This is a genomic window from Vibrio sp. 1978 (assembly GCF_033344345.1).
Map to the genome: position 1 here is coordinate 174841 of NZ_JAWPOP010000003.1, position 20799 is coordinate 195639.

The following is a 20799-nucleotide window of genomic DNA, read 5'->3' on the forward strand; positions in this document are numbered from 1 at the left end:
TTGCTAAAGCTTCTTCGAGAAAATGCCAGCAAGGCCAATGATTGCGATACCCAGCAGCATGATTTCACCTTTGCCACTATCAAAGCCAGACTTAATCCCCATGAAGGCAACAATAGCAATCGCAACAGGAATCAGGTATTTAACTAGGTTGTACCACAATCCAAATAGCGGGAAGGATACTTCGCCGTCATTAGTGATCTCTTTTTCTAGCTCAGCACGGCTTAGGCGCCATCCTGCAAAGATACAAACCAACATACCACCAACCGCTAAGAAGATTTTGTCCGTTAGTAAGTCAAAGATATCAAAGGCACCGGTACCAAACAGCGTTGGTCCCATTCCACCTAACGATAGTGACGCAAAAATACATAATGCCGCCATAACTGCACTTGCAGACAGAACAGCGTTAGAGCGCTTCATGCCTTTCTCGTCGATTAGGTAAGACACGACAACTTCCAATAGTGATACTGAAGAAGTTAATGCCGCCACCGTCAAACCGATGAAAAATAGCAATGCGAATAGCAACCCAATCACACCGCCCATTTCAGCAAATAGCTGAGGAACGACAACGAATACAAGACCAGGGCCTGCTGCAGGCTCCATGCCAAAGGCAAACATTGCTGGGAACATAGCAACACCAGCAAGAATCGCGACACCTGTATCCATCGCAGTAACCATACCGGTTGTTTGAACTAGGTTCTCTTTCTTCTTCAGGTAAGAACCGTACGTCATCATACAACCCATACCTAAGCTAAGTGAGAAGAACGCCTGCCCTAGTGCAGCAAGAACTACGTTGCTGTCGACTTTAGAAAAGTCCGGCATGAATAAGAACTCAAGGCCCGCCATTGCACCTGGCAGCATCAAGCCTTTAACAGAAACAACGATTAGGATTAAGAACAGAAGCGGCATCAGAACCTTACCAGCTTTCTCAATACCACCCGAGATCCCTTTCATCACAATCATGACGTTAAGGAACAGGTAAACACCCATCCACATTAAAGGTTGAATCGGATCTGAGATGAAACCGCCAAAGCTGTCGCCAATTGCTTCTGGCGCGCTGAGTAGACCACCACCCACTTTAAAGATGTAGGCCAATGCCCAACCACCAACCACAGGGTAGAAGCCCATGATCAAAAGACCACTGAAGACTCCCATAACGCCAGTGAACGTCCAGCGTCGGTCAGTTGTTTTGAATGCACCTACGGCAGAAAGACCTGTCTTACGACCAATAGCGAACTCTGTCAGCATCACGCTAAAGCCGATAAAAATTACAAAGATAAGATAGATAGCAACGAATGCACCGCCGCCACTCTCACCTGCTGTGTAAGGGAATTTCCATATATTGCCTAAACCGACAGCGGAACCCGCTGCTGCCATTACGAAGCCTAGTTTAGACCCCCACGTATCACGTGGTGCTGCTGTATTAGTTGTAGCCACGCTTTTTCTCCAAAATTAGTTTGTTGTGTATGCATAGAGATAGGCGTCTAAAAAGTTTATGTAAAAATTATTGTACACTTATAAAATAAGCGTTCGACGCACTATGTCTAGAAAGTAAAGCAGCTCCCCTTTAAAATTGGAACCCCAAAAAAGTACATTTATCGCACAAGTGTCGAGTTACGCAGGTTAAATGCTGCTTTTTTGTTCAAAAGTTAAAGAATGACCTTATTTTTCACATTAAAATAACAGAATCAGCTGTTATGAAATTCGTTCCTCATATAAGGTCAATCCCATGTCTAAATGGGAAATCTATTCCCCCAACCCACTTTTATGCTTAATATCCTAGAAGGGCATATTACTCTGAGCGTATATGGACAAGTTTTATCACTTTCTTACTTTAGCTGGCATCGGGCTATATTGGTTATTGGTCGCAGGTGTGACCATTCGTGTCGTTTTAAAGCGCCGTGCAGTGAGCGTGTCTTTAGCTTGGCTAATGATCATTTATATCCTTCCCGTTCTGGGTGTCGCGTGTTATTTCCTCTTCGGTGAACTGAACTTAGGCAGAAAACGGGCCGAACGCGCAAAAGAGATGTTTACACCATTCGAGAAGTGGTTCAGTCAGCTTAACGACTGTAACGCGCACAACCCAGAAACGATGGGAAGGCACATCTACCGAATTGATGAACTATGTAACAACCGCCTTGGTCTTCCCGCATTGAGCGGTAATACATTGTCGCTGCAACAGTCACCTAATGAGATTTTGCATTCCATTATTGAAGACATCGAAAACGCGCAGAGCAGTATTCGAATGGTATTCTACATTTGGCATCCAGGTGGTTTGGCTGACTCTGTCGCTTCTGCACTTATCCGAGCGGCTAAACGCGGCGTAGATGTCAAGCTATTGCTCGATTCAGCAGGTAGCCCGCGTTTTTTCAGAAGTCCTTGGTATCGAATGATGCAGGATGCTGGAATTGAAGTTATTCAAGCGTTAGAAGTGAAGATGTGGCGTATTTTCTTACGTCGTCTTGATCTTCGCCAGCATCGCAAGATCATCGTAATTGATGATGAAATTGCTTATACAGGTTCAATGAACTTGGTTGACCCGGCTTACTTCAAGCAAAATAGTGGCGTTGGGCATTGGGTGGATATCATGGTTCGTATTACAGGACCAACGGTAAACGTATTGAGTGCCATCCACTGTTGGGATTGGGAAGTCGAAACTGGCGAACGTCATTTACCAAGACTACCTGAATGCAAGATCGATGAGAGTGAATTCCAACACCCTATTCAGGTTGTGCCTTCTGGCCCAGGTATGCCGGAATATCTGATCTATCAAGTATTAACATTGGCAATAAACCAAGCCAATCGCTCGGTACGAATCACAACACCATATTTCGTGCCCAATGCTGATTTACTCGAAACGTTAAAGATGACAGCACAACGAGGCATTGACGTTGAACTCGTTATTCCACATAAAAATGACTCTATGATGGTGCAATGGGCGTCACGCGCTTTTTATAGTGAGCTCTTGAGTTCAGGGGTCAAGATTTATGAGTTTTATGGTGGTTTGCTGCATACAAAATCTGTCGTAATTGACGACCAATTCTGTTTAGTTGGCACCGTAAACATGGATATGCGCAGCTTGTGGCTGAACTTCGAAGTGACCCTCGCCGTTGACGACGAAGAGTTCACCAAGCAAATGTCTTGGTTACAAGATAGCTATATTAAGCAATCTCACACTGTTGTATTGGAAGAATGGGAGAAAAGGAGCCTATTTTCTCGGTTCTTAGAGCGAGTGTTCTATCTCTTCAATCCACTCCTCTAATACCTCAAATACACAGGCTAAAAAACCTCCAGCGCTACATGCATCCTGCTGGAGGTTTGTTCTTTTAGCTCCCTATCTACACGATACCTCTCGACATCATTACCTGTTCATCTTGGCTGTTATTGGCTGATAGTTGACTTTTCCCTTGCATAACCTACGTCGTCCATGTTTTAAATATTCCAAACCGCAATATTTAAGACAGGGAACTTTTATGTCAGAGGGAAAAAAAACCAAACTCATTACCGCTGGCCGCGATAAAAAGTGGACAAATGGTGTTGTAAACCCACCCGTTCAACGCGCTTCAACTGTGGTATTCAATACCGTTGCAGAAAAGAACCAAGCCACCATTAATCGTGCAAACAAAACGTTGTTTTATGGTCGCCGAGGCACCAACACGCACTTTGCTTTCCAAGACGCAATGGTTGAGATTGAAGGTGGAGCTGGTTGCGCGCTTTACCCTTGTGGAACGGCAGCAATTTCAAATGTCATCCTCTCTTTCGTTGAAACTGGCGATCACATTCTAATGGTGGACACTTGTTACGAACCAACTCGTGACTTTTGTAACACCATCATGAAAAAGATGGGCATCGAAACCACCTATTATGACCCAATGATCGGTGAAGGTATCCGAGACTTGATTCAGCCGAATACCAAAGTCCTTTTCTTGGAATCTCCTGGTTCAATAACCATGGAAGTCCAAGATGTACCTACATTAGCGCGCATTGCCCACGAGCAAGATATCATTGTGATGCTTGACAACACATGGGGAGCTGGCGTGAACTTCTCTCCTTTCGAGCATGGCGTAGACATTTCCATTCAAGCGGCGACTAAGTATATCGTTGGACATTCAGATGTCATGCTAGGTACTGCTGTGGCTTCTGAAAAGTATTGGGATCAGCTTCGTGAACAAAGCTACCTGATGGGTCAGTGCGTTTCTCCTGACGACGCATACCTAGGTCTTCGAGGTATTCGCACGTTGGATGTTCGCCTAAGACAGCACGCAGAAAGCAGTTTAAAAGTCGCTCAGTGGCTCGCTTCTCGCCCAGAAGTTGATCATGTCCGCCATCCAGCTTTAGAAACAAGCCCTGGCCATGAGTTTTTCAAACGAGACTTCACAGGTGGAAACGGCTTGTTTTCATTTGTTCTCAAAACGTCTTATCCAAAAGCGACGACGGCTCTGCTTGATGGTATGAAACACTTCAGTATGGGTTACTCTTGGGGCGGTTATGAAAGCCTCATTCTAGCTAACGAACCTAAGAGCTTTAACAGCCTGAGAACCGTAGCTCACCCACACTTTGAAGGTACTTTGGTTCGTATTCATATTGGCTTAGAAGACGTAAATGACTTGATCGCTGATTTAGAGGCTGGTTTTGCGCGTTATAATGCCTTAATGCTTGAAAAAGAAGCCTCCCTATAACAATGATTGAATCGCCCTGCATTGCGGGGCGTTTTTATAACCCTCTGACTTAATTAGAATTAACTAACATTCGCCCGAACCATTAATTAATGTTAATCATTTGTGTTGTTTTTCAATTGAGCAGTCACAGAATGAAATAATGTGCCATAAATAGGCTTTTCAAATTTAGAGTTTCTCTCCTACTTTTTATCATTCATAAGAGGTCATACCACAAGGAGATAGTTTTGAAACTCAAATTTATAGCGCTAATGCTTTTTACCTTAGTTACCGTCCCAATAACCTCCGTATACGCTGCAACAGGTTATACCCAAACCAAGTATCCGATTGTCTTGGTTCACGGTTTGTTTGGTTTTGATACCCTGGCAGGCGTTGATTACTTTTTCGGAATACCACATTCCTTAACAAAAGATGGCGCTAAAGTTTATGTTGCACAGGTATCCGCGACCAATAGCAGCGAAGTTCGAGGGGAGCAACTGCTTGCTCAAGTAGAAACCTTACTTGCAGCAACAGGCGCAGAGAAAGTCAATCTCATTGGTCACAGTCATGGTGGTCCAACAACGCGCTATGTTGCCTCTGTCCGTCCTGACCTAGTCGCATCAGTTACGAGTATAGGTGGCGTTAATAAAGGGTCTAAAGTGGCAGATTTAGTTCGTGGCACCGTATCTGAGGGTTCGGGTAGTGAGCAGCTCGCGGTAAAACTGGCGCAAGGCTTAACTACTCTTATTAATCTTCTATCAGGTGGTTCTGATCTCGACCAAGACCCTTTAGCCTCACTAGCAGCATTAACCACGGAAGGATCATTAGCGTTTAACCAACGCTACCCGGAGGGAGTCCCTACCAGTGAATGTGGTAATGGCGACTTGCTAGCTTCAAATGGCGTTTATTACTACTCATGGACCGGATCATCCACTTTTACAAACGTTTTCGATCCGACTGACGCTGCCATGATGGTACTTGGCTTAGCCTTTGATGGGCCGAATGATGGCTTAGTTGGTGCGTGCAGCACACATTTAGGCAAAGTCATACGTGATGATTATCAAATGAACCATTTGGATGAAATTAACGGTCTACTCGGTATTCATCATCTTTTTGAAACCGATCCAGTCACGCTTTATCGCCAACATGCAAATCGTCTCAAACTTCAAGGTTTATAAGAGGTCATCACAATGAAGAAAGTCGCTCTCACCACTTTTATCCTGCTCTCGATATTTGGCGTGGGAGCGCTTTCTCTGTTGCAAAGCGACAAACAACAAGAGATAACCTCTAACCATTCGCCATCTCAGCAAGATATAGCCGCCGATGTCTCTTCCCCAAAAGACTTCTTCGAATATTCTCTTAGCCGGCTGGGCGAAGAAGATCTCGATACGATCAAAGCGGAAGTCAATGATGACACTTTAGCAAAGCAAACTCTGAATATTGATGCCACACTTTTTCAAGCCTACCTTTCCTACAAGCAAGCACTCACTGCATTAGAGCCTTTTGAGCACAACCACCTAACGCTTGAACAGTTAACCATGCTGAATGAAGCAACACTGAACTTACAGCTTCAATACTTTAACGAGGTGCAGATAACCCAATTGTTTGACGAAGAAAACCGACTTCGCCAACTTGCTTTAGAAAAGCTGACGATTAAAACACAGGCATCGGATATCGAGAGTCAAGCACACCTTCTCAATCAAGCGTTATCAGAACAACCGGATTACATACGAGAAAGTGAACGCAATAACGCATTAGCAGAGCAGCTCGAGCAAGCTTCTCAGCTTGATTCACAAGATAAGTACATCGCCCGTGTTGCTCTGGTAGGAGATGCCGGAGCGCAGAGGCTGCAAAAGCTTGATGAGCAAAGAGCATCATTTGAGACTCAACTCGCCACTTACTTAAAGCAGCGTCAAAATATTCTGAATAGAGATTTTCTAGGGCAAGACGAAAAACAGGCAGAAATCATTGCTTTAAGAAAACAAAGCTTCAATGCCACTCAATGGCGTCGAATCGAAGCTTTGGAACGTATTCATGATAGCCAGAACTAACAACATTAGCTTAATCGCCAAACGTTACTTATTCTGCTTTTTAGGACATCCAACGATATGGTCATCCACCATGCCGACGGCTTGCATGAAAGCATAACAGATGGTTTCACCGACAAACTTGAAGCCTTTCTTTTTTAGGAATTTACTCATGGCTTTGGATTGCTCTGTCGAAGCTGGTACGTCACTCATATGTTGCCATTGATTGACGATTGGTTCACCGTCCACGAACTGCCACAACGCGTCTGATAAACTCCCGTATTCAGCAATTAACGCTTTGGCCGCTTTGGCATTACTGAATACCGAGTTAATCTTTCCGCGATGTCTCACAACATCGAAGTTTTCCACGATGTATTCAGCGCGTTCTTCATTTCTTTGTTCCAACGCATCTAGATCGTAATTCTCGAACGCTTCTCTGTAACCTTCGCGCTTTTTAAGGATGGTGATCCAACTAAGACCAGCTTGCGCACCTTCCAAAGTAATAAATTCAAACAGGACTTGGTCGTCATATACTGGCACGCCCCATTCGGAATCATGATATTCGCGCTCTAATGGGTGATTCATCGCCCACGCACACGTTTTTTGTTCTGTCATTATTCTTCCTTAAAAAGCGCCTCTAACTGATGAGCTAGAGGCGCGATATTTTTCATCGTTATATCAGTAGCACTAAGCCTGTTTCGGTACTGCCACTTTATGGAACAAACGATACAACACTGGCACGACAATCAGTGTCAGGACTGTCGCAAAACCCAAACCAAACATAATCGTAACCGCCATTGGTTTGAAGAAAATATCTGGCAACAGTGGGATCATACCAAGGATCGTCGTGATAGCAGCCATACAAACGGGACGGACGCGACTTACCGCAGCATCAACGACCGCGTCATAAGCCTCTTTACCGGACTTCATTTCAATTTCAATTTGGTCAAGTAATACGATGCCATTTTTGAGCACCATTCCCGATAAGCTTAAGAAGCCGAGCAATGCCATAAAGCCAAACGGCGTGTTGAGTGCCAACAAACCGGTGGTGACACCAATTAACGCCAGCGGCACGGTAAGCCAAACAATGAGTGGTTCTTTGATAGAGTTAAATAGGAATACAGTGATCAAGAACATGAACAAGTACCCCATTGGCATGGTAGTAAACAGTGACTCTTGAGCATCACCTGAAGATTCGTATTCACCACCCCACTCTAAGGAATAACCTGGTGGTAATTGAATCGCTTCGATTTGGGGCTGTAAGCGTTTTTGCAACGTCGATGCGGTTTCTTCACCTAGAATATCAGGGTCTGCCATCACAGTGAGCATACGCTTACGGTTCTTACGCACAATAATAGGATCCTCCCAACGCATGTCGTAACCCATTGTGACCTGTTGAAGTGGAATAAACTCACTCTGTGCTGGACTCCATATTTTCATGCCTTCGATGTTACGAATATCAATGCGCTCATCTTCTGGTAAACGAGCCACGATAGGCATGAGCGTCGTGCCGTCTCGGTACAAGCCTATCGTCATTCCAGAGAATGACATGGACAAGAAATCATCGACGTCCGATTTGGTAATGCCATAGCGACGTGCCTGACTCTCGTTAAACTGAGGTTCAAGAACTTGGGTTCGTTCACGCCAATCATGCCTGATATTTGTTGCCTGAGGGTCGGCGTACATGATGTCCTTGACCTGAGCGGCTATCGTACGAAGGACGGTTGGATCTGAGCCAATAATACGCGCTTCAATTTTTGCACCACCACCAGGGCCTAACTCAATCTGTTTGAGCTTGTAATTGATTTCTGGATAGTTGGCTTTTAAATACTCTCGAAACTTCGCCATTAATGGTTTCAACGCTTCGTAATTTTCCATACGAGTGGTTATCTCACCATAAGCCGCATAACTTTTCTCTGGCGCGTACGTTAACATGAAGCGCTGTAAGCCTTTACCCGCGGTCGTCGTGATATGGTCAACATGCTCTTGCTTAGCTAACCAACTTTCTAACTCTTTAAGCGTTGTGTTGGTTGCTCGAATATCAGTTCCTTCTGGCATCCATACATCTAACTGAAAAATCGGCGTTGTCGAAGATGGGAAAAACGCTTGCTTCACAAAGGTGAACCCGTAAACACTTGCCGCTAATCCCGCAATCAGCACCACAACGGTAAACCAAGCACGACGCATACAAAACTGAAGAAACTTTTTATAAATAACGAAAATAACCCCGTTATATGGATCATTTTCTTCCCCTTCACCTTGTTTAATCTTCTGGCCTTTAAAGAAGATGTCAGCAAAGAATGGTGTCAACGAGATAGCGGTAAACCAGCTCAACATTAAAGAGATCAGCAGAACCGTAAATAAAGTGCCACAGTATTCGCCCGTCGAGTCTTCAGACAGTCCAATTGGCGCAAATGCAGTTACCGCAATCACAGTTGCCCCAAGTAATGGCCATTTTGTTTGGGTAACAATGTCGGTCGCTGCTTGGAGTCGAGTTCGCCCTTTTTGAGTACCAATCAAAATCCCCTCAACCACAACGATGGCATTGTCCACCAGCATACCTAACGCGATAACCAAGGCACCTAATGAAATCCGCTGTAAATCTATCGCGAGATACTTCATGAAAATGAACGTACCCAGCACCGTCAGCAGCAAGATTAAACCGATTAGTAGCCCAGAACGTAGCCCCATAAAGAACAGAAGTACGATAATGACGATACCGACAGCTTGAGCCAAGCTCACAACAAAACCGCTAACCGATTTATCCACTTCTTTCGGCTGACTGTAAATTTCCGAAATTTCGATACCGACAGGTTGCTGGTACTTTAGCTCGGCAAGGCGATGATCAAATGCTTTTCCGACTTCAACGACGTTGACGCCTTCAGCAAAAGAAACGCCGACGTTTAGTGCAAGACTTCCGTTAAAATTAATAATATTACTCGGTACTTCTACATACCCGCGTTTTATTTCCGCCACATCTTTCAAGAAAATGAGCCCCTGAGCGCCCGACTCAGTAATCAACAAATCACCCAGCTCCTCCACACTCTGGAACTCGCCAGTCGGCTGAATTCTGATGTACTCGTCACCAATTCTGATCGCCCCTGCGTCAGAAACCACGTTTTGCGTCGAAAGAAGATTAAACACGGTATCCGGAGCAAGACCTATACTGCTCAGCTTTTTCATCGATACTTCGATGAAAACTTGCTCTTGCTGTTGCCCGGATACCGAAACTTTACTCACACCATCAACCAGTTCGAGCTCTCGGCGTAAGTAATCGACGTAATCCAGTAGCTCTTTATAGCTATAACCGTCGCCAGTCACCGCTAACAAAATCCCGTAAACATCACCAAAATCATCGATCACTTGAGGTTCATTCACACCTGGAGGCAACGTCCCTTTAAGGTCGTTCACTTTACGGCGCAACTCATCCCAAATTTGTGGTAGATCATCAGGGCCATAATTGTTCTTCATCGTGACCGTGATTTGAGATAATCCCCGGCTAGAAATCGAATTTACTTCATCAACATAAGTAAGCTGCTGAATCGCTTTTTCGATTGGATACGTCACTTCTTCTTCGACTTGTTGCGGTGTCGCACCAGGGTAAGAGGTCACTACCATCGCATCTTTAATAGTAAAAGCAGGGTCCTCAAGACGCCCTAAACCAAAGAATGCGGCGATACCACCAATCAAAAATATCAGTGCGACCATCCAACTGATGACGCGATTTCGGATGAAGTACGCAGCAATACCGGTCACATCATCATCACTTTGAGGCACTGATTTATTAAGATCGCTCATAGACCGACCTCCTGCGTAGCCATTTCCTGTATCACTTCCACTTTCATGCCATCCCTTAATCGAGAAACACCGGCAATCACGACTTTGTCTTTGAGCATGAGACCATCAAGGATTTGAATGGACGTTTTAGATGCCTTACCTGCTCGCACCTGTTTGCGCGATACCGTATTGTCGTCATTCAGTACCCAAACAAATTTGTTTTCGCGCCCCAGCTCGTCACCATCCGCATTAAAAATGGCTTCGATAGGAACATTAATTCCTAGGTTGAGATCAAGCCCAACATTCTCGTCTTTAGAAGTTACCTCAACAGCCATACCATCTAGGATGTACTCTTCTTCCGGCATAGGAAGCGACAGTGTGACAGTAAACGTACCTGTTGTTGGGTCGGGTTCGGTTGTAAATTCTTTTACCGTCGCGTTATATTCGTTACCACTGGGCACGCGCACTAATGCTTTGATCGCGGTAAGCCTTTCTTCCGTTGGCGGTTGGTTCACATAGAGGCGGTCAGGAAGCTGAATCAACACTTCGACTCGCTCCAAGCTGTGAATATTAACGATATGCTGTCCGACTTGAACATTTTCGAATTGGTCGATATTAACTCGCGAAATAATCCCATCCACGGGCGCTTTTAAGGCAGTAAATGATAGACGAAGTTTGGCTAACTGAAGCTCAGCTAAGGCGATTTGTCGTTGTGCTGCAATTTCATCAAACTGAGACTTAGCTAATAGGCCTTTATCAACCAAAGGGCGTGAGCGGCGATACTGACTGTCGACAACAGAAAAACGCGCACTCGCATTATCTACATCCAACTCATAGTCAGTGGGATCTAGTGTTGCAATAACATCACCCTTCGTGACTTTGTCGCCCTCTTTTACCATGATGCTGCTGACTTCTCCTGCCACTCTAAAGCTCAAATGAGAGCGATCCGCTGCATTCGCAACCGCAGGGAAGTACAAGTTGTCGTCCACCTTGTTTCCCGCTAATGACGTAACCCTAACTCGTGGCGTTTCGAGCTCTTTTTCTGGCGCCTTATCCCCACAGCCGACGAGAAAAAGCGTTGAAAGTAAAGTCGCTAGAGAGATGATTCCTTTCATATTACAACCCTCTTTCCTTAATCCACGCTCTTACCTTAATTCCGGGTTCAATTACACTGACACCCGAGATAATGATTTGGTCGCCATCGTTAAGCCCAGCTAACACTTGATTTTTGTCATTCATCTCAATTGCGGCTTTGGACACAATGCCTTGCTCATCGACACGCCAAACGTATGTTTTGCCGTTCTCTACTAGCAGCGCAGAGTTAGGAATCTTTGTCGCTCCTGCACTTTTGGACAGGAGGTAAGCATTGCCAGACATTCCCGGCAAAAGGCCTATTTCTGCTGGCCGTTCCATGACCATCGTGACTTTGTAACTGCCCGTTTTAGGATCGGCTTCTGTATCGATTTCCTGAAAGGTTAAATCAAAGGCTCGCTCGGGGAACGCATCAAATATCATTCTGGCAGAGACATCGCTCCCCTGCGTGTAACGATTTAGAAGATAGTCTGGGATTTGGAATATCACTTTGAGGAGTTGGTTGGACTGAATATTCATCACCCCTTCTTTCGCGGCAACATATTCATGGTTTTCTGCTGGAATGTACGAAATGGTGCCATCATATGGCGCGACAAGTTTGGTATACCTTAAGTTTGCCTTTGCTTGATTCCATTGAGCTTTTGCCGAGTTGTGATTCGCTTTTGCCTCATCAAAATCTTGCTCAGATACTACTTGGTCTTTACGTAGCTTTTGGTATCGCTTGTATTGCACATCTGCGAGCAAAAAATTTGCCCGAGCTTGCTGTTCGAGCAGAGAATATTCATCTGGGTTTAATGACGCCAAAACATCACCTTTACTGACGACTTGACCTTCATTCACTTCTATCGTTTGAAGAAGCCCAGGAACTCGAAATGTCAGTACTGCTCTATCGCCAGCTTCCGTCGTGGCAGGAAAATGTCGCTCAAACTGGGCATTGCCAACAGATACTGTAAATAGCTTCGCAGGGCGCGATTCAGGTTCAGGAACAGGAGGAAGTTCTTTACCGCACCCCGACAAGACAGCCGAGATGGCAATAGGAATGAGCAATTTTCTCATTACATTCATCCATAAAAATTGGGGGATTATTTTTAAAGTAGATGAATTTTGAACGAACTTCCAGAGCAGAAAAGATTAATAGTGCTTTAAAATTAGTAATTTGTGATAAAAAAGCAGGCTTTATGCCTGCTTCAGTTAAATCTTCTTTGGATACAAAATGCCTAGAGCTTACTGAATTCTCTGTTCACCCTATATGTATCAGACGTAACATAAGCTTCCATGTTACGAATTTTGCCATCAAGACGGTCAAAATCCCTTTCCAACACACTGAGCAGTTGATCAGGGCTTTGCCCTTTCTGCCAAGGCTTACTTTTGAGCGTATGCTCTTGCTGAGCTCTGATATTTTCAGAATACGTTACTGGTTGCTTTTCTAACATAAACGCCATCGCGATGTACGCTAACAATACCAAAAACGTACCACCTAACAGCGCTGCAGAAATCACTACAATACGAATCAACCAAACTTCTGCACCAAAGTAGTTGGCAATTCCGGCGCAAACACCGGAGATTTTGCCATTTACTGGATCACGATACAGTTCTCGATTATTCATACTTTCGTCTCCATGTTGGTGACTCAGCATCCAAGATGCGCTCCAATGTATCAACTCGGGACTGCATCGCTTCCGCTTTTTCAGATAGTACCTGAAGGCGCTCTAAATCTTGGCTCGACAGTGCACTATCTGTTTTGCGTTTGCTGCGATAGTGTAAGAAGAGCCATAGTGGAGCGACAAAGATTAAAAAGACAATCACTGGTCCTGCTATAAAAAATGCCGACATAAATGGCTCCTTTCTTATTTATCTTTCGATGACATCTGTTCTTTCAGTTTTGCCAACTCTTTTTCAATTTCGTCTTGTGCCTGCAACTCTGCAAACTCTTGTTCTAGCGATTTAGCATTACCAGTTTGAGCATACAGGTCTGCTTCCGCTTCCATTTCATCCACTTTACGTGAGTACTGCTCAAATTTCGCCATCGCTTCATTAGTACGGCTAGTGTGCAGGTGTTTTTGCACATCACGACGGTTAGATGCAGTTTGGTTACGAATTGCTAGTGCTTGCTGTTTTGCGCGCGTTTCAGCAATTTTGCTTTCCAACTTACCAATCTCGCCAGTAAGCTTATCGATCGTTTCTTCCACTAAGGTTTGCTCAGTGTGGAGGCCCTTAATCACTTGCTCTAGCTTTTGCTTTTCAATTAACGCTGCACGAGCTAGATCTTCACGCTCTTTAACTAATGCTAAGCTCGCTTTTTGGCCCCATTCGCCAATTTGCTCTTCTAACGTTTCAACCTTACGAGCCAACTCTTTCTTGTCTGCAATCGCTTTAGCCGAGTTAGTACGCACTTCAACAAGTGTGTCTTCCATTTCTTGAATGATAAGACGGATCATTTTTTCAGGATCTTCCGCCTTGTCCAGTAATGCACTGATGTTTGAGTTAACGATATCTGCAAATCGAGAAAAAATACCCATAACGGAACTCCTCTTTTTTCCTATTAAAACTCGACAAGGTGGTGATTAACCTTGTGTCTCCCTGAATATATAACAAGTAACGTGCCAACTTATAATTTTCTTTTAAATCAGATTGTTATTCATTTTGTTGTCGTTACACACTATTGTGCTATGATGTTTTTCACCAACTGTTGGTGAAATTTACCAACTCTATCTCTAAATCATGGCTCGGCTGTTAAATAAGAAGGACTTTATGAAGCAAAACCTGATTGGTGAATCACCTGCTTTTCTCGCTGTACTAGATAAAGTATCACAACTTGCACCCATTGAGCGCCCTGTCCTCATCATTGGTGAACGAGGTACGGGTAAAGAACTCATCGCTCAGCGTTTGCATTATTTATCAAGACGTTGGGATAAACCACTACTATCACTCAACTGTGCGACATTAAGCGAAGGGCTAATAGATTCCGAATTGTTTGGACATGAATCCGGCTCCTTCACGGGCTCTAAAGGTAAACATAAAGGGCGTTTCGAGCGTGCCGAGGGCGGTACTTTGTTTCTTGACGAACTGGCAACCGCACCACTTTTAGTTCAAGAAAAGCTATTACGTGTCATTGAATATGGTGAATATGAGCGAGTTGGCGGTCATACCGCTCTCAATGCGGATGTTCGACTTGTTTGTGCAACCAATGCCGACCTACCAAAATTGGCAGAGCAAGGTGATTTTCGTGCAGATCTGCTCGACAGGCTAGCCTTCGATGTCATTATGTTGCCGCCTCTTCGCGAGCGCAAAGAAGACATTCTCTCTTTAGCAGAGCACTACGCGATGAAAATGTGTCGTGAACTGCAACTGGAATACTTTGTCGGTTTTACCCCAAAAGCGCAGCAGTCGCTTATTGAATATGAATGGCCCGGTAACGTCCGCGAACTAAAAAACGTGATTGAACGTGCGATTTACCAACATGGTCTGAATGCTCACCCAATTGATGAACTGGTTTTCAATCCCTTTGAAACGGTTTGGCACAGCGCGCTTGGCCATAGTGCAAAACAAGCAGAACAACAAGAAGAGGAAGCATCAAGCAACACCATCCAATTCCCTCTAGACTATAAACAATGGCAAGAGGAACAAGATATCCATTTACTCAATCGTGCATTGGAAGAAGCCAAGTTTAATCAACGACAAGCAGCCGAGCTACTTGGCTTGAGCTATCACCAATTACGAGGGATGGTTAGAAAATATGGTTTGGTCGGACAAAGCTAACTTGACCGAGAGAACTCAATCAATACACGAGCTCTTGACTGCGCTCTAATTCGCATGCATTTATGGCATAACACCTTACAGTGTATGGATTTTATGTTTGGAGCGAGTTCACAAAGGTGATAAATTAGCGAGATCATTTTCGCTTGTTAGCTTTGAAAGAGTAAGATCAAACGAAACGAGCAAGATCCAATGAACATTTCATATTATGAATGCTTTTATAAGATTATCGCTGAGCCTTATTGGGATTAGCCTACTTACCGCTTGTGGCGATGAAATTGACCACAATGATATTCGCAAAGCTGGCTTTGTGTTTTGCGGACAGGGTAAGCCGACCACGTTTAACCCTCAGCTTATTGATAGCGGTATTACCGCAGAGGCTCTGAGCCCACAGCTGTACGATACGCTGCTCACGCTCGATCCTAAATCACATCAGCCCGTGGCAAGCATCGCCGAGAGTTGGTCAGTAAATGAATCAGGGACGGAATACACGTTTAAGCTTAAACGTGGTGTTCAATTCCAAACCACGCCTTGGTTCGCACCCACTCGCCCATTGAATGCAAAAGATGTGGTATTTAGCTTCAAGCGAATCATCGATGTAGACCATCCTTTTCACCAAGTAGGTGGTGGTTTTTATCCATGGTTTGCAGGGTTAGATTTTCAAAACCTACTCCAAGACGTGGTTGCAATAGATGAGCATACGGTAAGGTTTACGTTATCTCAGCCAAACTTTTCTTTCTTGGCCAATATTGCCACCAGCCATGCGGTTATCTTGTCTGCGGAGTACGGACAGCAATTGGCAGCAAAAGATCATAAAGAAGAAATCGACCAACTTCCTATCGGTACCGGCCCTTATCAAATAAAAGAGTACCAAGTGAACGATTTGATTCGATTAGAGCGTCATTCTAATTACTGGAAGTCACCAGCAAAAATGGAACAAGTGGTGTTCGATATCTCTCACAGAGGCACGGGTACATTAGCTAAACTTTTAAGAAACGAGTGTGACGTACTCTCTTCACCTATTTCGAGCCAAATACCTGTCATTCAAGAAAATGACAACCTTGAGCTGACGGCTACACCAGCTAACAACGTTTCCTTTATTGCGATAAACACAGAAACCACCGCGCTGAGTGATGCTCGAGTTCGCCAAGCTCTTAACTTAGCGATCAACCGTCAAAATATTTTAGATTCGGTTTACTACGGAACTGGCTCCCAAGCTTATACCTTGCTACCACCTAATTCATGGGCTTATCAAAAAGACAGTGTAAAAATTCGTTATGACCGGAATTATGCATTGGCACTACTTCGAGATGCAGGCTACGAAGACGGCCTAGAATTGACCATGTGGATACCACTTGAACCACGTGCTTTTAACCCAAGCCCTCGCAAGACCGCGGAGCTAATCCAAGCGAATTTTGCCGATATTGGGGTTAAATTAACGCTACTTACCGATGATAGGTTTGAACGTGTGGATTTGGAGAACATCAACGATATCGATTTACTTTTAACAGGTTGGATTGGTGATACCGGGGATCCTGACAACTTTTTCCGCCCTTTATTATCTTGCGAGTCTGACCGCGTTGGCCTTAACGTGTCCATGTGGTGTAACGATGACTTCGATTTCTTGCTCGATTTGGCGTTAGAAACTCAAGAACCGCGTTACCGTTTGAACCTATATCGCCAAGCACAGAACATTTTGAATCAAGAGTTCCCGGTTATTCCTCTGGCGCATGGCGTGCAGTTCCGTGTGCACGACAAATCGCTGACAGGCTTCAAATCAAGCCCTTTCAATGCCCAACCGTTTGATAGAGTTGAGAGAATTCACTGATGTTTTGGTATACCGTTCGACGCTTTAACCTATTTATCATCACTTTGATGATCCTTACATTAGTGGGTTTTTCTCTGCTTCGCCTTGACCCTCTCTCGCACTGGGCAAACGTTGATTTTTGGTCTGGCTGGCAAACTTACTTGATCAACCTTTCTCAACTCGATTTTGGCATAAGTAAAAACGGCAATGCGATTTACGACGAGCTCGCCGTTGTATTCCCAGCCACTTTGGAATTGTGTTTCTTTGCCTTTTTGGTGTCCCTTTTGATCGGCATTCCACTTGGAACCGTGGCTGGGATGAAGCAAGGTAAATGGCTCGATACCAGCATTTCATTCATGTCAATGTCTGGTTATTCCGCCCCAATCTTTTGGGTAGCTCTGTTACTTATCATGGTCTTTTCATTGGAATACCAACTCTTTCCCGTTGCGGGACGGTATGATTTACTTTACGAAATTGATCATGTAACCGGGTTTGCCATTATCGACGCATTCATGGCGAAAGGCGAATACCCCGCTCACGCACTGCAAAGCGTTATTGAGCATATGGTACTGCCATGTTTGGTGCTCGCTTTGGCTCCAACCACCCAGGTTGTCGGACTAATGCGCTCCTCGGTAGCGGAAGTGATGAGCCAAAACTACATCCGTGCAGCGAGAATCAAAGGTCTTTCTAACCGCGAAATCGTAACTCAACATGTATTGCGGAATGCGATACCGCCTATCATTCCCAAAGTTGGTGTTCAACTTTCGAGTATGATTACCTTAGCTATCATCACGGAGTCTATTTTTAACTGGCCAGGTATTGGTCGTTGGCTTTTAGATGCGCTAGCAAGCCAAGACTATGCATCTATCCAAGCTGGCGTGATGGTACTTGCGACTTTGGTTCTTACCGCTAACATTCTCTCGGATTTGATTGGCGCGATGATTAACCCTTTAGTTCGAAAGGAATGGTATGCTAACAAATAACGTTTATCAGGAAGAACGCATTCCAACTCAGTTTGAGCGATTTTGGCGAAGCTACCGTGCCAACGGACTAGCCATGTTTGGCTTGTGGTGCTTGGTGTTTATCGTCCTTATTACCATTTTTGCCCCCCTACTTGCACCATTTGACGCCCAAGCACAGTCAGGTGAGTTGCTTGTGCCGCCATCATGGGCCCCAGCAGGAACGGTTGATTACTTTTTGGGGACCGATGACTTAGGTAGAGATATTCTTTCGCGCCTGATTATGGGCTCTCAGCTAACATTTGGCGCTGCTGTCGCCATCACCGCAATTGCTGCCGTTGTAGGCTGTTTAATTGGCGTATTGGCAGGTATGACGAAAGGCTTACTTTCGAGTACTCTCAACCACTTGCTCGATACCGTCATGTCGATCCCGTCGCTCTTATTAGCAATCATTTTTGTGGCATTTCTAGGCTTTGGTGGGTTCAATATTTTACTCGCAATCTGCTTGGCTTTGATTCCGCGTTTTATTCGCTCCGTTTATATCGCAGTCCACACCGAAGTTGAAAAAGACTACATAATGGCAGCACGCCTTGATGGCGCTAATGATTTCTACTTACTGTGGAGTTCAATTCTTCCTAACATTCTGACGGTCATTGCCGCTGAAATCACACTCGCGCTCTCTGCTGCGATTTTAGATATTACGGCACTGGGTTTTCTTGGCCTAGGCGCACAGGCACCAAGCACCGAGTGGGGAGCAATATTAGGTGACTCTGTCGAGCTTATTTATATTGCACCTTGGACAGTGACCCTACCCGGCCTGACCATCATGTTTACTGTTATTACCCTAAACTTAGTAGGTGAAGGTGTACGTCAAGCGCTTAATGCGGGGATCGAATAATGCCGTTGTTAGATATTCGACATTTGACCATTGAGATCGAAACACCTCAAGGGTTGGTCAAAGCCGTTGACCGAATGAGCCTAACTTTGAACGAAGGCGAAATTCGTGGTCTTGTAGGTGAGTCTGGTTCAGGGAAAAGCTTAGTTGCAAAAGCGATTGTCGGGGTAAGTAAAGATAACTGGCGCATCACCGCAGACCGTATGCGCCTTGGCAATATTGACTTGCTTCAGCTTACACCAAAAGAGCGTCGGCGCGTCATTGCTCGTGATATTGCGATGATTTTCCAAGAGCCTTCAACTTGTCTTGACCCTTCAGAGGAAGTCGGGCGTCAATTGATTGAATCCATTCCATCTCGCGCATTTGAAGGGAAATGGTGGGAGCGATTTAAATGGCGTAAAAAACAGGCCATCGCGCTTTTGCATAAAGTGGGTATTAAAGATCACAAGCGTTTAATGGGTAGCTACCCTTATGAACTGACTGATGGTGAGTGTCAAAAAGTCATGATTGCCATGGCGATAGCGACCAAACCAAAGTTGCTGATCGCAGATGAGCCAACCAACGACTTAGACCCGATTACTCAATCGCAAATTTTGCGTCTGTTGAGCCGCATGAACCAACTTAATAACACAACCATTTTGCTTATCGGCCACGACTTAGCGACCATAACACAGTGGGCAGGGCGTATTACGGTAATGTATTGTGGTCAGTCGGTGGAGTCTGCCGATACCAGTAAAATCATTGCGGCACCCAAGCACCCGTACACCGATGCCTTGCTTAAAGCGATGCCTGACTTTAATGATTGGGTACCACACAAGCAAAAACTCCAATCCCTACCGGGCTCGATTCCGCCATTGCAGCATCTGCCTATCGGTTGTCGCCTCGGACCACGTTGCCCGTATGCGCAGAAACAATGTGTAGAAATTCCACACACCAGACGAATTAAGAATCATAAATTTAACTGTCACTTTCCATTGAACACGGAGAAAAAGTCATGAGTGCGTTACTTGAAGTCGATAATTTATCGAAGCAATTTGTTACGCGCTCCCGTCTGTTCAAACGTCAGGTTAATGAGGCAGTTAAACCGGTAAGCTTTACTTTAGAGCCAGGACAAACTATTGGTTTTATTGGTCAAAACGGGTCAGGAAAATCCACACTAGCTCGTATGCTTGCTGGCGTTGTTGAACCAAGCTCCGGAGAGATCCGTGTGAATGGCGAACGATTGGAGCACAAAGATTACGCGACACGCTGCAAGCTCATCCGCATGATTTTCCAAGATCCAAACACATCGTTAAACCCACGAATCCAGATTGGTCGTATTTTAGAAGGTCCGCTAAAGCGAAATACCAACATGCCGCCAGATGCACGCATGCAGCGTGTAAAGAACACCCTGCTCCGCGTAGGATTGCTGCCTGAGCACGCCTATTTTTATCCACAAATGCTAGCTGCCGGTCAAAAACAGCGCGTGTGTTTGGCTCGTGCACTTATTCTTCAACCTTCCATCATTGTCGCTGATGAGGCGTTAAACGGTTTGGATATGGCAATGCGCTCGCAGATCATTAACTTATTCCTCGAGTTGCAAGAAGAGATGGGATTGTCATTTGTGTACGTGTCTCAGCATATTGGCATTGTTAAGCATATTACTGATAAAGTGATGGTGATGCATGAAGGTGAAGTGGTCGAGTTTGGCGAGACCAACCAAGTATTGACTCATCCCGAGCATCCTATTACTCAACGACTAGTCGAAAGCCACTTTTATAAAGCGCCAAGCCATCAAACAAAATAGCTTATCAAAGATGTAATCGTGCAATAAAGAAGCCTGCTTTAACGCAGG

The 20799-nt window shown here is 44.8% G+C and carries 18 protein-coding genes; 10 read left to right on the forward strand and 8 right to left on the reverse strand.

What is annotated here, in order from left to right; translation table 11 throughout:
* Nucleotides 1-3: 3 nt before the first annotated feature.
* A complete protein-coding gene (locus R8N49_RS04530; protein ID WP_042522154.1) occupies nucleotides 4-1374 on the reverse strand; it encodes a sodium-dependent transporter in 1371 nt (456 codons plus the stop codon).
* A gap of 430 nt (nucleotides 1375-1804) precedes the next feature.
* Between R8N49_RS04530 and cls the strand changes: the two genes are divergently transcribed.
* The 4 genes from cls (at nucleotide 1805) to R8N49_RS04550 (ending at nucleotide 6703) form a co-directional block, all read left to right on the forward strand.
* Complete coding sequence (cls, locus tag R8N49_RS04535; RefSeq protein WP_047100754.1) at nucleotides 1805-3259, forward strand: cardiolipin synthase; 1455 nt, start codon at nucleotides 1805-1807, stop codon at nucleotides 3257-3259.
* 211 nt (nucleotides 3260-3470) lie between these two features.
* Nucleotides 3471-4676: a cystathionine beta-lyase gene (locus R8N49_RS04540; RefSeq protein WP_047100757.1), complete on the forward strand. Its 1206-nt coding sequence runs from the start codon at nucleotides 3471-3473 to the stop codon at nucleotides 4674-4676.
* A 248-nt stretch (nucleotides 4677-4924) separates the two neighbouring features.
* Entirely contained in the window at nucleotides 4925-5830 is a 906-nt protein-coding gene (locus R8N49_RS04545; protein WP_258489358.1) for an esterase/lipase family protein, read from the forward strand.
* A 12-nt stretch (nucleotides 5831-5842) separates the two neighbouring features.
* The gene (locus R8N49_RS04550) at nucleotides 5843-6703 is read left to right on the forward strand and encodes a lipase secretion chaperone (RefSeq protein ID WP_258489347.1); all 861 of its coding nucleotides are present in this window, start codon (nucleotides 5843-5845) and stop codon (nucleotides 6701-6703) included.
* 24 nt (nucleotides 6704-6727) lie between these two features.
* Here the strand turns inward: R8N49_RS04550 and R8N49_RS04555 are convergent, their stop codons facing one another.
* The 7 genes from R8N49_RS04555 to pspA form a co-directional block, all read right to left on the reverse strand.
* Nucleotides 6728-7294: a DNA-3-methyladenine glycosylase I gene (locus R8N49_RS04555; RefSeq protein ID WP_005378109.1), complete on the reverse strand. Its 567-nt coding sequence runs from the start codon at nucleotides 7292-7294 to the stop codon at nucleotides 6728-6730.
* Nucleotides 7295-7366: 72 nt separating this feature from the next.
* Complete coding sequence (gene vmeI, locus R8N49_RS04560) at nucleotides 7367-10477, reverse strand: efflux RND transporter permease subunit VmeI (protein ID WP_258489348.1); 3111 nt, start codon at nucleotides 10475-10477, stop codon at nucleotides 7367-7369.
* Complete coding sequence (locus R8N49_RS04565; protein WP_238952268.1) at nucleotides 10474-11571, reverse strand: efflux RND transporter periplasmic adaptor subunit; 1098 nt, start codon at nucleotides 11569-11571, stop codon at nucleotides 10474-10476. The genes vmeI and R8N49_RS04565 overlap by 4 nt, the downstream gene beginning before the upstream one ends.
* 1 nt (nucleotide 11572) lies before the next feature.
* Nucleotides 11573-12604, reverse strand: coding sequence for an efflux RND transporter periplasmic adaptor subunit (locus R8N49_RS04570; protein ID WP_054577943.1), 1032 nt, complete (start codon nucleotides 12602-12604; stop codon nucleotides 11573-11575).
* Between the two features lie 161 nt (nucleotides 12605-12765).
* A complete protein-coding gene (gene pspC / locus R8N49_RS04575; protein ID WP_025766867.1) occupies nucleotides 12766-13155 on the reverse strand; it encodes an envelope stress response membrane protein PspC in 390 nt (129 codons plus the stop codon).
* Entirely contained in the window at nucleotides 13148-13381 is a 234-nt protein-coding gene (pspB, locus tag R8N49_RS04580) for an envelope stress response membrane protein PspB (protein ID WP_005378117.1), read from the reverse strand. The genes pspC and pspB overlap by 8 nt, the downstream gene beginning before the upstream one ends.
* 14 nt (nucleotides 13382-13395) lie before the next feature.
* On the reverse strand, nucleotides 13396-14067 hold the full coding sequence (gene pspA, locus R8N49_RS04585) for a phage shock protein PspA (protein ID WP_005378119.1): 672 nt from the start codon (nucleotides 14065-14067) through the stop codon (nucleotides 13396-13398).
* Between the two features lie 232 nt (nucleotides 14068-14299).
* Between pspA and pspF the strand changes: the two genes are divergently transcribed.
* The 6 genes from pspF (at nucleotide 14300) to R8N49_RS04615 (ending at nucleotide 20751) form a co-directional block, all read left to right on the forward strand.
* Nucleotides 14300-15307 (forward strand): phage shock protein operon transcriptional activator, encoded by a 1008-nt coding sequence (gene pspF / locus R8N49_RS04590; protein ID WP_017820869.1) that lies wholly within the window; start codon nucleotides 14300-14302, stop codon nucleotides 15305-15307.
* A gap of 205 nt (nucleotides 15308-15512) precedes the next feature.
* Entirely contained in the window at nucleotides 15513-17132 is a 1620-nt protein-coding gene (locus R8N49_RS04595) for an ABC transporter substrate-binding protein (protein WP_258489349.1), read from the forward strand.
* Complete coding sequence (locus tag R8N49_RS04600; protein ID WP_318189870.1) at nucleotides 17132-18094, forward strand: ABC transporter permease; 963 nt, start codon at nucleotides 17132-17134, stop codon at nucleotides 18092-18094. Before R8N49_RS04595 ends, R8N49_RS04600 begins: the two co-directional genes overlap by 1 nt.
* Entirely contained in the window at nucleotides 18081-18968 is an 888-nt protein-coding gene (locus R8N49_RS04605; protein WP_005378123.1) for an ABC transporter permease subunit, read from the forward strand. Before R8N49_RS04600 ends, R8N49_RS04605 begins: the two co-directional genes overlap by 14 nt.
* Entirely contained in the window at nucleotides 18968-19963 is a 996-nt protein-coding gene (locus tag R8N49_RS04610) for an oligopeptide/dipeptide ABC transporter ATP-binding protein (RefSeq protein WP_005378126.1), read from the forward strand. The genes R8N49_RS04605 and R8N49_RS04610 overlap by 1 nt, the downstream gene beginning before the upstream one ends.
* On the forward strand, nucleotides 19960-20751 hold the full coding sequence (locus R8N49_RS04615) for an ATP-binding cassette domain-containing protein (RefSeq protein ID WP_005393308.1): 792 nt from the start codon (nucleotides 19960-19962) through the stop codon (nucleotides 20749-20751). The genes R8N49_RS04610 and R8N49_RS04615 overlap by 4 nt, the downstream gene beginning before the upstream one ends.
* Nucleotides 20752-20799 lie beyond the last annotated feature (48 nt).

What these genes read in the sequence shown, in the direction of transcription:
- pspA (WP_005378119.1), bottom strand. Translation starts at nt 14,067, where the DNA reads ATGGGTATTTTTTCTCGATTTGCAGATATCGTTAACTCAAACATCAGT.
- pspF (WP_017820869.1), top strand. Translation starts at nt 14,300, where the DNA reads ATGAAGCAAAACCTGATTGGTGAATCACCTGCTTTTCTCGCTGTACTA.
- pspB (WP_005378117.1), bottom strand. Translation starts at nt 13,381, where the DNA reads ATGTCGGCATTTTTTATAGCAGGACCAGTGATTGTCTTTTTAATCTTT.
- R8N49_RS04570 (WP_054577943.1), bottom strand. Translation starts at nt 12,604, where the DNA reads ATGAGAAAATTGCTCATTCCTATTGCCATCTCGGCTGTCTTGTCGGGG.
- R8N49_RS04550 (WP_258489347.1), top strand. Translation starts at nt 5,843, where the DNA reads ATGAAGAAAGTCGCTCTCACCACTTTTATCCTGCTCTCGATATTTGGC.
- R8N49_RS04615 (WP_005393308.1), top strand. Translation starts at nt 19,960, where the DNA reads ATGAGTGCGTTACTTGAAGTCGATAATTTATCGAAGCAATTTGTTACG.
- cls (WP_047100754.1), top strand. Translation starts at nt 1,805, where the DNA reads ATGGACAAGTTTTATCACTTTCTTACTTTAGCTGGCATCGGGCTATAT.
- vmeI (WP_258489348.1), bottom strand. Translation starts at nt 10,477, where the DNA reads ATGAGCGATCTTAATAAATCAGTGCCTCAAAGTGATGATGATGTGACC.
- R8N49_RS04545 (WP_258489358.1), top strand. Translation starts at nt 4,925, where the DNA reads ATGCTTTTTACCTTAGTTACCGTCCCAATAACCTCCGTATACGCTGCA.
- R8N49_RS04565 (WP_238952268.1), bottom strand. Translation starts at nt 11,571, where the DNA reads ATGAAAGGAATCATCTCTCTAGCGACTTTACTTTCAACGCTTTTTCTC.
- pspC (WP_025766867.1), bottom strand. Translation starts at nt 13,155, where the DNA reads ATGAATAATCGAGAACTGTATCGTGATCCAGTAAATGGCAAAATCTCC.
- R8N49_RS04605 (WP_005378123.1), top strand. Translation starts at nt 18,081, where the DNA reads ATGCTAACAAATAACGTTTATCAGGAAGAACGCATTCCAACTCAGTTT.
- R8N49_RS04600 (WP_318189870.1), top strand. Translation starts at nt 17,132, where the DNA reads ATGTTTTGGTATACCGTTCGACGCTTTAACCTATTTATCATCACTTTG.
- R8N49_RS04610 (WP_005378126.1), top strand. Translation starts at nt 18,968, where the DNA reads ATGCCGTTGTTAGATATTCGACATTTGACCATTGAGATCGAAACACCT.
- R8N49_RS04595 (WP_258489349.1), top strand. Translation starts at nt 15,513, where the DNA reads ATGAATGCTTTTATAAGATTATCGCTGAGCCTTATTGGGATTAGCCTA.
- R8N49_RS04555 (WP_005378109.1), bottom strand. Translation starts at nt 7,294, where the DNA reads ATGACAGAACAAAAAACGTGTGCGTGGGCGATGAATCACCCATTAGAG.
- R8N49_RS04540 (WP_047100757.1), top strand. Translation starts at nt 3,471, where the DNA reads ATGTCAGAGGGAAAAAAAACCAAACTCATTACCGCTGGCCGCGATAAA.
- R8N49_RS04530 (WP_042522154.1), bottom strand. Translation starts at nt 1,374, where the DNA reads ATGGCAGCAGCGGGTTCCGCTGTCGGTTTAGGCAATATATGGAAATTC.